Source organism: Bradyrhizobium sp. BR 1433 (genome assembly GCF_051547665.1).
Taxonomy (GTDB): Bacteria; Pseudomonadota; Alphaproteobacteria; order Rhizobiales; family Xanthobacteraceae; genus Bradyrhizobium; species Bradyrhizobium australafricanum.
On sequence record NZ_JBPUGG010000001.1, the window covers coordinates 1925884 to 1937968 of the forward strand.

The following is a 12085-nucleotide window of genomic DNA, read 5'->3' on the forward strand; positions in this document are numbered from 1 at the left end:
GCATATTGGCGTGGTTGTCGGCGAAGCGCAAACCGCTTTCCGCCGCGCGCGGCGCAATCACACAGCGGCCTCCTATGCATTTGATTTGACAGGTAAAACTATACGCGGCGCAGCGCGAACAGCCAGCCGCGGCCGAACAGCGTGAGGATCAGGAGGGCGTAGACGAAGACGCCGACCGCAATCAGCAGCAGCAGGATCAGCTCATCGCGAAAGATCTGCATCGGCGCGAACCACACCACCGCGAAATGCGAGGTCAGCCACAGCGCGACCGCGAGCAGCACCCCGCACAGCGCGAAGGTGCCGAACGAACGGATCAGCGCCCGATCGAGCGCGAGGTAGCCGCGGCGCACGGCGAACATCAGCACCAGCAGCAGATCGACCCAGGCCCCGACCGCGGTCGCGAGCGCGAGGCCGACCTGCGCCAGCGTGCCGACCAGCGCGATCTTCAGCGCGACGTTGACCGCGACCCCGGTCAGCGCCGCTTTCACCGGCGTTGCGGTGTCCTTGCGGGCGTAGAAGGTCGCGACCGCGCTGCGGATCATCACGAAGGGAATGAGCCCCACAGCATAGGCCGCGAGCGTGGCGCCGGCGCTTGCGGCATCGGCCTTGGAGAAGGCGCCGCGGGCGAACATCGCGCGCATGATCGGATCGGCCACGGTCAGGAACGCCGCCACGAACGGCACCGAGAACAGCAGGGTGAAATCGAAGGCGCGGCGCTGCGCCGCCATCGCGCCGGCGTGATCGTCGGCGCTCAGCCGCCGCGACATCTCCGGCAGCAGCACGGTGCCGATCGCGATCCCGATCACGCCAATCGGCAATTGATTGAGGCGGTCGGCATAATACAGCGCCGACAGCGCGCCCGCTGGGAGGAAGGTCGCGATGATGGTGTCAGCGAACAGCGCCACCTGCGTGCCCATCGAGCCCAACGTCGCCGGCCCCAGCGCGCGAAAGAAGCCGCGGACGTCCTCGTCGAGCTTCAGAGGCGCGAACCGCGGCAGGCCGCCATGGCGCGCGAGGTCGCCGGCGAGCAGGAAGAATTGCAGGAAGCCCGAGATCAGCACGCCCCAGGCCGCGGCGTGGCCCGCGCTCGGGAAGAACGCCGCGAGCGCCAGCGTCATCATCATGGCGAGGTTGAGGAAGATCGGCGCCGCGGCGGCGCTGGCGAAGCGATGCATCACATTGAGCATGCCGCCATAGAGCGTCACCAGCGTGATCAGAAGCAGATAGGGAAAGGTGATCCGCGTCAGCTCGATCGCGAGCTTGCGCTGCGCCGCGTCCTCGGTGAAGCCTGGCGCGAGGATGCTCATCGCCTGCGGCATGAACGCCATCGCCACCGCCAGCAGGATCACCTGCGAGGCGAACAGCAGCGTGAAGATGCGGTCGGCGAACAGCCGCGCCGACGCCTCGCCGCGCTCGCCATGGACATGGGCATAGGCCGGCACGAAGGCGGCGTTGAAGGCGCCTTCGGCAAAGATCGCGCGGAAATGATTGGGCAGCCGCAGCGCCACGAAGAAGGCGTCGGCAACCGGCCCGGCACCGAGGATCGCCGCGAGCATGATGTCGCGCGCGAACCCGGTGACCCGCGATAGCAGGGTATAGCCGCCGACGGTGAAGATGCGCCCAAGCATGCGCTGCTTCTAGCGCATGATTGCGGTCTGAAAAAGTTTCCTATCAGGCCGAAAGCGCGCTGCGCACAGCCGCGATGACGCGGTCCTGCGTCGCCTCGTCGAGATAGGGGTGCATCGGCAGGGCGATGACGTCCTTCGACAGGCGCTCGCTGACCGGCAGACCGCCGTCGGCGACCGGATAGTGGCTGTAGGCCGTCTGCTGGTGCACCGATTTGGGATAGTAGATCATGGTCGGGACGCCGTGCGCCTTCAGGGCCGCCGCGAAGGTGTCACGATCGATGCCGTCGGACAGGCGGATGGTGTATTGCGCCCACACCGAGGTACAGCCCGGGCAAGGCGCGGCACCGCGACGAGGTTGCCGAGCGCGCGCGAATAGCGCTCCGCCACCTTGTTGCGCGCCGCGATCTCGTCGTCGAAAATCTTCAGCTTCTCGAGCAGGATCGCCGCCTGCATGGTGTCGAGCCGCGCCGTGAGGCCGAGCCGCACATTGTCGTACTTGTCCGAGCCCTGGCCGTGCACGCGGATGCTGCGCAGCGTGCGTGCGAGCTCCTCGTCGTCGGTGAAGATCGCGCCGCCGTCGCCGAAGCAGCCGAGCGGCTTGGCCGGGAAGAAGCTGGTCCCGGTCGCGAGCCCGAAGGTGCCGAGCTTGCGGTTCTTGTAGGTTGCGCCAAAGCCCTGCGCGGCGTCATCGAGCACGAACAGGCCCTCGGCCTCGGCGACCGCGCCGATCGCATCGTGATCGGCGCTCTGGCCGAACAGGTCGACCGGGATCACGGCGACCGGCTTCAGCCCGCGCGCGCGCGCCGTTGCGATGCCGCGCTTCAGCGAGTTGACGTCGATGTTGAAAGTCTCCTCATCGACATCGACGAAAACCGGCGTCGCTCCGGTCAGCGTCACGACCTCGCCGGTCGCACAGAAGGTGAAGGTCGGGCACAACACCGCATCGCCCGGCCCGACGTTCTTCGCCATCAGGACCATCAGCAGTGCATCGGTGCCGCTCGCACAGCTGACCACATGCTTTGCGCCGCTATAGTCCGCCAGCGCCTTCTCCAGCGCGGTCACTTCGGGACCGTTGATGAACTGGCAATGGTCGAGCACGCGCGCGACCGCGTCATCGATCGACTTGCCGAGCCGCCGGCGCTGCGCGGCGATATCGATGAAGGGAATGGGCTCAAGCTGCATATGCTGGTTCATGGAAGCTCTTTGCACGTATTGAATGAATGACAATCAGCCGGCGATGCGGCGCGGTCCCTTGCGCATCGTCGAGGCGGCGGGTCTGGCGGGCGATTCCAGGCAGCGGATCGCGATCTCGAGGCTCGCCACGCCCTCGTCGCCGGACACTGCCGGCAGCTTGCCGCTACGTACGGCATCGAGGAAGGCGATCAGCTCGGCGCGCAGCGGCTCGTCGTGACCGACCGGCAGATGACGCATCGAATAGCTGCCGTCCGGCTTGAAGCCGAAGCATTCGGTGACCTGACGCGTGAGCAGATCGCCCATCACATACTTGCCGCGGGTTGCGACCGTCACGTTGCGCGCCTTGAACGGCGTCAGCCAGTTGGTGTTGATGTGGGCGAGCACGCCGGAAGCGGTACGGAACTGCAGCAGCGCGATGTCCTCGCGCTCGGCGACGGCGCTCGAGAGCTGCGGCTGCACCTCGACGATATCGGACTCGGTGAACCAGCGGATCAGGTCGATGTCGTGCACGGCCAGATCGATCACGACGCCGACATTGGACATTCGCGGCGGGAACGGGCCGACCCGGGTGATGCCGATCGACAGGATGTCCTCGCCCGAGATCGCCTTCTTGATCGCGGCGACCGCCGGATTGAAACGCTCGACATGGCCGACCATCAGCGTGACGCCGGCCCGCTCGGCGGCCGTGACGATCTCGCGGCCCTCTTCGACCGTGGATGCGACCGGCTTCTCGACCAGGATGTGAATGTTGCGCGCGATGCAGGCGAGCGCGATCTCGTGATGCAGATGGGTAGGAGCTGCGATCGTCACCGCATCGATGCCCTCGGCGAACAGCTGATCGAGGCTTTCGAAGGCGCGGCAGCCGACCAGGTCGATGGCGCGGGTGCGATGTTCCGGCAGCGGATCGACGATGCCGATCAGCAGCACCCCGGGCAGTCCGGCCAGCACGCGGGCATGGTTGCTGCCCATCACGCCGGCGCCGATCACGCCGACGCGCAATGCGCGGCCGATATCGGCTTTCGCGCCGGCCGCGGACACTTTTGCATTCATATCGTAGACCCCAAGTAACGTTCTGGCGGTTGTCCCGGCTTCTCAGGGAGCCATCCCGGCTCCGAGGGAATCAGCACCAAGGCCCCTCTGCCCGATCCGCGCCTTTGGCGCAAATCACGACCCGCTTCGTTGGCAGCCGCTATAGCACGGCGTCACAAATGTGGCGAATGCCAACGGCGAAATCCGGACACGTTTTGATTCAAAGAGTTACATCGCCCGCGACTTGGTCTTGAGCGCGCGGCCGTTCGCCTCAGGTGCGCCGATAGTCATCCTCGATGCGGATGATGTCGTCCTCGCCGAGATAGCTGCCGGTCTGCACCTCGATCAGCTCGAGCTGGATCTTGCCCGGGTTCTCCAGCCGGTGCACCGCGCCGATCGGGATGTAGATCGATTCGTTCTCGTGCACCGTCTTGATCAGCTCGTTGACGGTGACCTGCGCGGTGCCGCGCACCACGATCCAGTGCTCGGAGCGATGATGGTGCTTCTGCAGGGACAGCCGTCCGCCCGGCTTGACGACGATGCGCTTGACCTGGTGGCGATCGCCATTGTCGACCGACTGATAGGAGCCCCAGGGGCGATGCACCTTGATGTGGTTCTCGGTCACCTCCGGCGCCGCCACTTTCAATTTCGCGACCAGCCGCTTCAGCCCGTTGGCGTCCTTCTGGCGTGACACCAGCACGGCGTCCTGGGTCGCGACCACGACGAGATCGTCGACGCCTTCGAGCGCAACCAGCGCCCGGTCGGTCGAGACGTTGCAATTGCGGGAGTCCTCGAACACCGCAGTGCCGCGCGCAGCGTTGCCGAGGCTGTCCTTGTCCGACAGCTCCCAGACCTGACGCCACGAGCCGATGTCTGACCAGCCGCACGCCACCGGCACCACCGCGGCACGCGATGTCTTCTCCATGACCGCGTAGTCGATCGAGATCGCCTTCGCCGCGCCGAAGGCCTGCGCATCGAGCTTGACGAAGCCGAGATCGCGCGCCGCCGACGCAACCGACTGCTCCACCGAGGCGACGCTGTCCGCATCGACATTGCGGTACTCGTCGAGCAGCACGCCGGCGCGGAACATGAAGTTGCCGCTGTTCCAGAGATAGCCTGCATCGATATAGCCCGCCGCCGTCGCGGCATCCGGCTTCTCGACGAATTTCGCCACCGCGCGCACCTCGCCGGCGACCACCTCACCCGGATTGATGTAGCCGTATTCGGTGGCCGGCCGCTCCGGCTTGACGCCGAACGTCACGATGCGGCCGGCGTCCGCAGCCACCAATCCGCCGCGGCACGCGGCGACGAAGGCCGCCGTGTCCCGCACCAGATGGTCGGCGGCCAGCGCCAGCACGATCGCTTCGCTGTCGCGGCTCTGCGCGAACGCCGCACCGGCCGCGATCGCCGGCCCCGAGTCACGGCGCATCGGCTCCAGCAGCACGTCGGCCTCACGGCCGATCTCGGCCAGTTGCTCCAGCACCATGAAGCGATAGGCCTCGTTGGTGATCACGACCGGACGCTCGAACAGGCCGGCGTCGGAAACCCGCAGCAGCGTCTCCTGGAAGGTCGAGCGGGCCCCGAACAGCGACAGGAACTGTTTCGGATGCACCTCGCGTGACGCCGGCCACAATCGCGTGCCTGCGCCGCCGCACATGATCAGGGGAATAATTCGTCGATTTATCGATGCCTCAAATCCTGTCGTGCAAGTCCTGTCGTGCAAGTCCTGTCGTATCCGCCTGCGGACGACACACCAAATCGGCCCGGGCCGTCGCGGCCGGCGGCCCTGTTGCCTCGGAAGCACTATCCAAGCAATAGCACGCGCCCCGCGCGCGTCTGGTCGGATTTTACCGGTAACGTAAACCCCCGGTGATCGGCCGGCCGTCCCCCGTTCCGGCCTCTTTAGCCACCCCTTCGCGCCTGCCGCAATAGGGACCAGTACGGGTATTGCCAGATCGGCGCGGAAACCATACCAAGGCGGCGAATTTGGGCGCGCGAAAGCGTTTTGCGCTGTTTTTGACACATTCTGAAACCTGGCAGCGCGAACGGAAATGCGCCGAATCCTGCTCTCGACCGTCAAGATCCTGATCTCGGCCGCGCTGCTGTATCTCTCGCTGCGCAAGGTCAATCTGTACGACCTTGCCTCCCGTATCCAGGTCGAGAGCCTCGGCTGGCTCGCCCTCGCGATCGCGGTCACGTTCCTGCAGATCTTCCTCGGGGTGTTGCGCTGGCGGGAGATCAGCGTGGAGTGCGGCGCCCCGCTGGAGACCGGTCAGGCCATGCGCTTCAACGTGATCGGCACCTTCTTCAACCAGACACTGCCGTCCTCGATCGGCGGCGACGCGGTGAGGCTTTGGCTCGTCGCGCGCGCCGGTGCGGGCTGGCGCGCAGCCACCTATTCGATTTTCGTCGACCGCGCGATCGGACTGATCGCCCTCGCCGTCGTCATCGCGGCCACCCTGCCCTGGAGCTATCGGCTGATTTCCGATTCCCACGGCTGGATGGCGTTGCTGCTGCTCGACCTCGCCGCACTCGCGGCCGGATTTGGCTTCCTGCTGATCGGCGTGTTGCCGTGGGCCTGGCTGAAGCAATGGTGGGCGACGCATCACATCCATGCCTGCGCTGTGATCGCGAACCGGGTGTTGTTCAGCCGCAAGCACGGATTGAGGGTCGCAACCCTATCGATCGCCATTCACGTGGTGACCGTCGTGATCGCCTGGTGCGTGGTGAAATCGATCACCGCGCCCGTCACCTTCGGCCAGATCTTCCAGTTGTTGCCGCCGGTGATGCTGATCACGATGATGCCGATCTCGATCGCGGGCTGGGGCGTGCGCGAGGCCACGATGGCGCTGGCCTTCGGCTACGCCGGATTGATCGCCAATGAGGGCGTCAACATCTCGCTGTTGTTCGGCGCGGTATCGTTCGTGGTTGGCGTGTTTGGCGGCCTGGTGTGGATCCTGAGCCCGGAAAAGGCCGCCAAGGGCACAGAACCGATCGAAGTCCCCGGATCGCAATCGCGAATCCCGGGATCGCAATCGCGAGTCCCGGGATCGCAATAGCCGGACCAGAATGAGCGCTTTCGAAATCCTCCTGTCATTGATCGCGGCGGTCCTGGCTGCGTCGATCTCGGCTGTCCTGATCCAGGCGACGCGGCCGCTGCTGCTGCGTGTGGCACTGGCGAAGCCGAACGCGCGCTCGTCGCACCGTATTCCGACGCCGCAGGGTGCCGGCATCGCGGTCACGGCGGCGACGCTGCTGGCGGGTGGGATCGTCATCGTCCTGGCCGGATCGCAGGACCTGACGATTCCCTTCATCGTCTTCGCGGCATGCCTGTTCATCGCGGTGGTGGGTTTTGCCGACGACATCCGCTCGCTGCCGGTCGTCCCACGGCTGCTGCTGCAGGCCGCCGCCGTTGCGGCCGTGGTGTTTTCCGCGCCTGATGGTCTGAGGCTGGTTCCGGCCGGCCCGGTCTGGCTCGAACGCGGCCTGCTGCTGATCGCCGGCCTCTGGTTCGTGAACCTCGTCAACTTCATGGACGGGCTCGACCTGATGACAGCGGCCGAGGCGGTGCCGATCACCGTGGCGATCGCCCTGCTCGGCAGCTTCGGCTATCTCCCCGCAGCTCCCGCGCTGGTCGCGGCAGCGCTGTGCGGCGCGCTGCTCGGCTTCGCGCCGTTCAACCGACCGGTCGCAAGGATATTCCTCGGCGATGTCGGCAGCCTGCCGATCGGCCTGCTGCTCGGCTGGTGCCTGCTCGAGCTCGCCCTGCATCGGCAGTTCGCCGCCGCGCTGCTGCTGCCGCTGTACTATTTGACGGATGCGACGGTCACGCTGTTTCGCCGCATGGCGCGGCGCGAGCCGTTCTGGGCCGCGCATCGCTCGCACTTCTACCAGCGCGCGACCGACAACGGATTCACGGTGTGGCGCGTCGTCGGCGAGGTGTTTGCGCTGAACGCGGTGCTGGCGCTGCTCGCATTCGCATCGGTTGCCCTCAATTCGCTCACCGCAGACATCGCGCTGCTGCTGACCGGCGCGCTCGCCGTCGCCTGGCAGCTGCGGCGATTCTCGCGACCGCTCTGATCGCCTCAGCTGTCCGTTTGACGCAGCGCGCGCCGCAGCCCCTCGTCGAGGCTGATCGGCTGCTGCCATCCGGTGCCCGCGATCTTGGAAAGATCAAGCTCGAGCGAGGCGAACAGGCTGTCATAGGCTTCCTTGCGGCCGCTGATCCCGAGCGCCATCTTCAACAGCGGCGCCGGCAGCCAGAACAGACGCGGCGAGGTGTCCGCCGCCCGGGCCAGCCGCTCGACGAATTCCCGCGTCGAGACCTGCTCGCGGTCAGCCACCAGGAACACGTCGAAATCATCTCCCGGGTGCGACAACCGGTGCAAGATGAACGACGCGAGGTTTTCCGCCGACACGAACGCGCGGCGATTCTTCACATACGCGAGCGGTAGCGGCATGCGATTGATCACGGCACGCTTGAGCAACGCGAAATTTCCCTTCGCGCCGGCGCCGTAGATCAGCGGCGGCCTGATGACGGTCACCCTCATGCCGCTGCCCGGCACAATTTCCTTCAAGCCAACCTCGGCGGCCGCCTTCGAGTTTCCGTAGAGGCCGCGCGGTGTCAGGACGTCGTCCTCGCGAAACGGAGGACGCCCGTAATTGCTGCGCCCATGCACAAGGATCGTGCTGACGAAAATGAAATCGCGTACGCCGGCAGCGGCCGCGGAACGCGCCAGATGCAGCGTGCCCTCAATATTGACGTTGCGGTAGAGCTCGATCGCCTGTTCGTCGGACTGCTGGTGAACGCGGGCCGCAAGATGGACAACCGCGTCCACGCCATCGAGCGCCGCGCCCCAATTGGTGACCGGGCTGAGCGAGCCGATCGTCACGTCGTTCGCATCCTGCGGCGCCGTTCGCACCGCGCGTCGCACCACCCAGCCGTTGCGCGCCAATACGGGCACCACATGGCGGCCGACAAAGCCGCTGGCGCCCGTGACCAGAACCGTCCGGCGACCATCATTCATACCGTCCGCTCCACATCGCGATTGGATAGCAGCTCCCGGACCAGCGCAGCGTAGCTCGCCAGCGCCCGCTCGGGACTGAAGTTCCGCGCTGTCGCGACCGCGCGCTCGGCCATCGCGGCGTCCTGCGATCGCGACGCCTGGCGAATGGCATCGGCGAGTTGATCGGGCCTTCCCGGCGTGACGACCCAGCCCAGCCGGCTTTCGCTGACGGTGAGCGCGGCCTCGGCCTCGGGCTCGGAGACGAGAATGACGGGGCGGCCGGCCGCGAGCAGATTGTAGAACCGGCTCGGCACCGACACACCGGCGACGTCCTTGCGATAGGGAATGAGCCAGACGTCCGCGCTGGAGAGCAGCGCATCGAGCTCGCTGTCCGCGACGCGGTCGACCAGCGTGACGTTGGCAAGCCGCGCGGTGGCCTGCAGCTCCTTGAGCCGCGCGAAGCCGATGCCCCATCCCGAGAGCAGGAAATGGATCTCGCCTTCGTCACGCAGCAGCCGCGCGGCCTGGAAGACGATGTCCGGATCGTGGGTGAAGCCGAGATTGCCGGACAGCCCGACGACGAAGCGGGCGGCGATCGCCTTGCGAAACGGATTGTCGGGGCTCACGGGACGGTTGCCGGGCGCGAGCGTGGCCCAGTTCGGGATGAGCCTGATCTTGTCCGGTGTCATTCCGCCATAGCGCAGCAGCAGCTTCTCGGCGTCGCGGCCGATCACAATGACAGCGTTCAGGGCCCGAAACATCAGCGCGTTGATCGCGCGCATCGCCCGCGTGACAAGCGAGGACGGCCGCAGCAGCCCGGCCATCACGAGCACGTCGGGAAACAGGTCGTGCAGGATCAGCGCCGACTTGGCCCCCTTCAACCTTGCCGCGGCGGCAACCGCATAGGGCAGCGCGAAGGGAGCGGTCACCGTCAACGCCACGTCGCCCCGCTTCAGGCGCGACAACAGCGCAAAGAAGATCCGGCCGGTGAAAAGCGCCTCAGCCAGCGCGCGCTTGATAAGCGCCGCCTTTCCCGGCAGCCAGTTCCTGATCTCGACGACGGCGGGCCGCCCGGGCGCCGGCGCCCGCGCCGAGCCCGGCATCCCGGAGACCACCATCACCTCGGACTCCTGCGCGATCCGTTCGGCGATCGCGGACATGATCGCGGCGGTCGTGCTGTGGTCCGGCGGATAGTGCTGGCTGACGACCACGACTTTTCGAGAACTACGCATCAATGGCTTTCGAAACGGTCCTGTCTCGGCGTCCGCAGAACGGCGCGGTCAGGCGGCATTCGATCCGAACTCGGGCACGGCGTCCTGAAGGACGGCGCGGATGGTCACACGGTCATCTCTCTCGATCGCATCCTCCAGCGCCGCGAGCCACTTGCGCAGCGTCGACATCGGAGGCTGGTTCGGCTTCGCCGCCATGACACCGGCAACGCCGATTTCGAGCGTCGGCTCCTGGCTTGCGAACAGGATCTCGTTCAGCCGCTCGCCGGGACGGATGCCGCTGAACACGATCTCGACGTCGACGCCGGGTTGCAGGCCCGACAGGCGGATCATCCGCTCGGCGAGATCGACGATCTTCACCGGTTGCCCCATTTCCAGCACATAGACCGAGACGTCGGGCCGCGCCGGCGTCACTGCGTGCGTCGCTGCGGTGATCACGAGATCGCAGGCCTCGCGGATCGTCATGAAGTAGCGAACCATGTCCGGATGGGTCACCGTGATCGGTCCGCCGGCCTCGATCTGCGCCTTGAATTTCGGCACCACCGATCCATTGGACGCCAGCACATTGCCGAACCGCACCGAGATCAGCCGCATGTGCGGCTTGCCCTTTGCCTCGGTCATCAGGTCATGGTCCAGCGCCTGGCAATACATCTCGGCGAAGCGCTTGGTCAGGCCCAGCATCGACACCGGCTCGATCGCCTTGTCGGTCGAGATCATCACCATTGCGCTCGCGCCCGCGGCATGCGCGGCGTCGGCCACGTTCACCGACCCGAAGATGTTGGTCTTGACCCCTTCGCTCCAGTCGCGCTCCAGGATCGGCACATGCTTGAGCGCCGCGGCGTGGAACACGATGTCGGGCTTGAACTCGCTCATCAGCCGCGTGATGCGCTCGCGATCCCGGATATCGGCGATCCGGCCCTCGATCTCGGGCCCGGAGTCGCGCGCGGACAGCGCCTCGGTGACCGCATAGAGCGCCGGCTCCGAGTTCTCCACGACCAGGAGGCGCGCGGCGCCGAAGGTCGCGACCCGTTCGCAGATTTCGGCGCCGATCGAGCCGCCGCCGCCGGTGACGATGACGGACTTGCCCCTCACCAGCGTCTCGAGCCGCGCGTAGTCGATCTTCTGGCTTGGGCGCAGCAGCAGGTCCTCGACGGCGACATTGGTCAGTCGCGGCGCGTCGCCGCCCTCCAGCGACGGCAGGCGACTGACCATCACGCCGAGCCGCCGGGCGCGCATCAGCACGCTCTCCGGATGCGCTTCGGGTTCGAAGGCCGACGGTGTCATGACCACGCGCTTGATCGGCCGCTGGCGGGTCTCGAAATCCCGAATCACGGCCTCGATGTCGTCGACGCCGCCGACCACGGGAATGTTGCGGATCATCTGGCCGCGGTCCGCGTCCGACGGCGAGAGCACGCCGACCGGCCAGAGCCGCTTGATGGCGCCATTCTCGATGCCACGCAGCACGACTTCGGCATCGGCCGTACGTCCGACCAGCAGCGCCGGCGCGGCATTGTCGGATCGGGCATGCAGTCGCGTGCGTGAATAACGGAAATAGCGGTAGCCGAGGCGCAACGCGCTCAGCGCGAATACCTCGAGGAAGAAGAACAGGATGATCGTGACCCGGCCGAGGAACACCGGGCTTTGCGAATTCGTTCCGGTGAAGAAGTAGACGTAGTCCAGCACGACCAGTGCCAGCGTCAGCACCGCTGCGACCCGCAGGATGTTCAGCGCGTCCGGCAGCGAGGTGAAGCGCCATTTCGCCGTGGTCAGATTGGAGAAATAGCTGACGAAAACACTGAACAGCACGAACCAGGGCAGGATGAGCAGCAGGTGCGGCAGTCGATCGGTGAGAAGGCTGCCCTCGAAACGCAGATAGAAGCTCGCCAGCAACGCGAACGTCGTCGCGAGCGCGTCATGCACCAAAATCAGGAAATTGCGCAGGGTGAGTTGTGAAAGGCGCGTCATCTAACGGACGGGTTGCCGGCAACTGGGAGTTCGC

General features: G+C 66.2%; 8 protein-coding genes and 1 pseudogene. 2 read left to right on the forward strand and 7 right to left on the reverse strand.

What is annotated here, in order from left to right; all coding sequences use genetic code 11:
• Window positions 1-98 precede the first annotated feature (98 nt).
• The 4 genes and pseudogenes from murJ to ACSKB9_RS09770 form a co-directional block, all read right to left on the reverse strand.
• Window positions 99-1628, reverse strand: coding sequence for a murein biosynthesis integral membrane protein MurJ (gene murJ / locus ACSKB9_RS09755; protein WP_438072796.1), 1530 nt, complete (start codon window positions 1626-1628; stop codon window positions 99-101).
• Between the two features lie 43 nt (window positions 1629-1671).
• Window positions 1672-2822: pseudogene (locus ACSKB9_RS09760) on the reverse strand (DegT/DnrJ/EryC1/StrS family aminotransferase).
• Between the two features lie 33 nt (window positions 2823-2855).
• Window positions 2856-3872: a Gfo/Idh/MocA family protein gene (locus ACSKB9_RS09765; RefSeq protein WP_092089548.1), complete on the reverse strand. Its 1017-nt coding sequence runs from the start codon at window positions 3870-3872 to the stop codon at window positions 2856-2858.
• A gap of 250 nt (window positions 3873-4122) precedes the next feature.
• The gene (locus ACSKB9_RS09770) at window positions 4123-5535 is read right to left on the reverse strand and encodes a mannose-1-phosphate guanylyltransferase/mannose-6-phosphate isomerase (protein WP_438080136.1); all 1413 of its coding nucleotides are present in this window, start codon (window positions 5533-5535) and stop codon (window positions 4123-4125) included.
• A 367-nt stretch (window positions 5536-5902) separates the two neighbouring features.
• Between ACSKB9_RS09770 and ACSKB9_RS09775 the strand changes: the two genes are divergently transcribed.
• Both ACSKB9_RS09775 and ACSKB9_RS09780 read left to right on the forward strand, forming a co-directional pair.
• The gene (locus ACSKB9_RS09775; protein ID WP_438072798.1) at window positions 5903-6910 is read left to right on the forward strand and encodes a lysylphosphatidylglycerol synthase transmembrane domain-containing protein; all 1008 of its coding nucleotides are present in this window, start codon (window positions 5903-5905) and stop codon (window positions 6908-6910) included.
• Between the two features lie 10 nt (window positions 6911-6920).
• A complete protein-coding gene (locus tag ACSKB9_RS09780; RefSeq protein ID WP_310880078.1) occupies window positions 6921-7931 on the forward strand; it encodes an MraY family glycosyltransferase in 1011 nt (336 codons plus the stop codon).
• Window positions 7932-7936: 5 nt separating this feature from the next.
• On the opposite strand, the gene ACSKB9_RS09785 is transcribed toward ACSKB9_RS09780, so the two are convergent.
• From ACSKB9_RS09785 to ACSKB9_RS09795, 3 genes are read right to left on the reverse strand one after another with little or no spacing between them, the layout of a single operon-like run.
• Entirely contained in the window at window positions 7937-8878 is a 942-nt protein-coding gene (locus tag ACSKB9_RS09785) for an NAD-dependent epimerase/dehydratase family protein (RefSeq protein WP_438072800.1), read from the reverse strand.
• Window positions 8875-10089, reverse strand: a complete 1215-nt coding sequence (locus ACSKB9_RS09790; protein ID WP_438072802.1) for a glycosyltransferase family 4 protein — start codon at window positions 10087-10089, stop codon at window positions 8875-8877. Before ACSKB9_RS09790 ends, ACSKB9_RS09785 begins: the two co-directional genes overlap by 4 nt.
• A 48-nt stretch (window positions 10090-10137) precedes the next feature.
• A complete protein-coding gene (locus ACSKB9_RS09795; protein ID WP_050384629.1) occupies window positions 10138-12051 on the reverse strand; it encodes a nucleoside-diphosphate sugar epimerase/dehydratase in 1914 nt (637 codons plus the stop codon).
• Between the last annotated feature and the right edge of the window lie 34 nt (window positions 12052-12085).

Excerpts from the sequence above, each read along its gene's own strand:
- ACSKB9_RS09780 (WP_310880078.1), top strand. The coding sequence starts at position 6,921 with ATGAGCGCTTTCGAAATCCTCCTGTCATTGATCGCGGCGGTCCTGGCT.
- ACSKB9_RS09765 (WP_092089548.1), bottom strand. The coding sequence starts at position 3,872 with ATGAATGCAAAAGTGTCCGCGGCCGGCGCGAAAGCCGATATCGGCCGC.
- ACSKB9_RS09785 (WP_438072800.1), bottom strand. The coding sequence starts at position 8,878 with ATGAATGATGGTCGCCGGACGGTTCTGGTCACGGGCGCCAGCGGCTTT.
- ACSKB9_RS09775 (WP_438072798.1), top strand. The coding sequence starts at position 5,903 with ATGCGCCGAATCCTGCTCTCGACCGTCAAGATCCTGATCTCGGCCGCG.
- ACSKB9_RS09790 (WP_438072802.1), bottom strand. The coding sequence starts at position 10,089 with ATGCGTAGTTCTCGAAAAGTCGTGGTCGTCAGCCAGCACTATCCGCCG.
- murJ (WP_438072796.1), bottom strand. The coding sequence starts at position 1,628 with ATGCTTGGGCGCATCTTCACCGTCGGCGGCTATACCCTGCTATCGCGG.
- ACSKB9_RS09795 (WP_050384629.1), bottom strand. The coding sequence starts at position 12,051 with ATGACGCGCCTTTCACAACTCACCCTGCGCAATTTCCTGATTTTGGTG.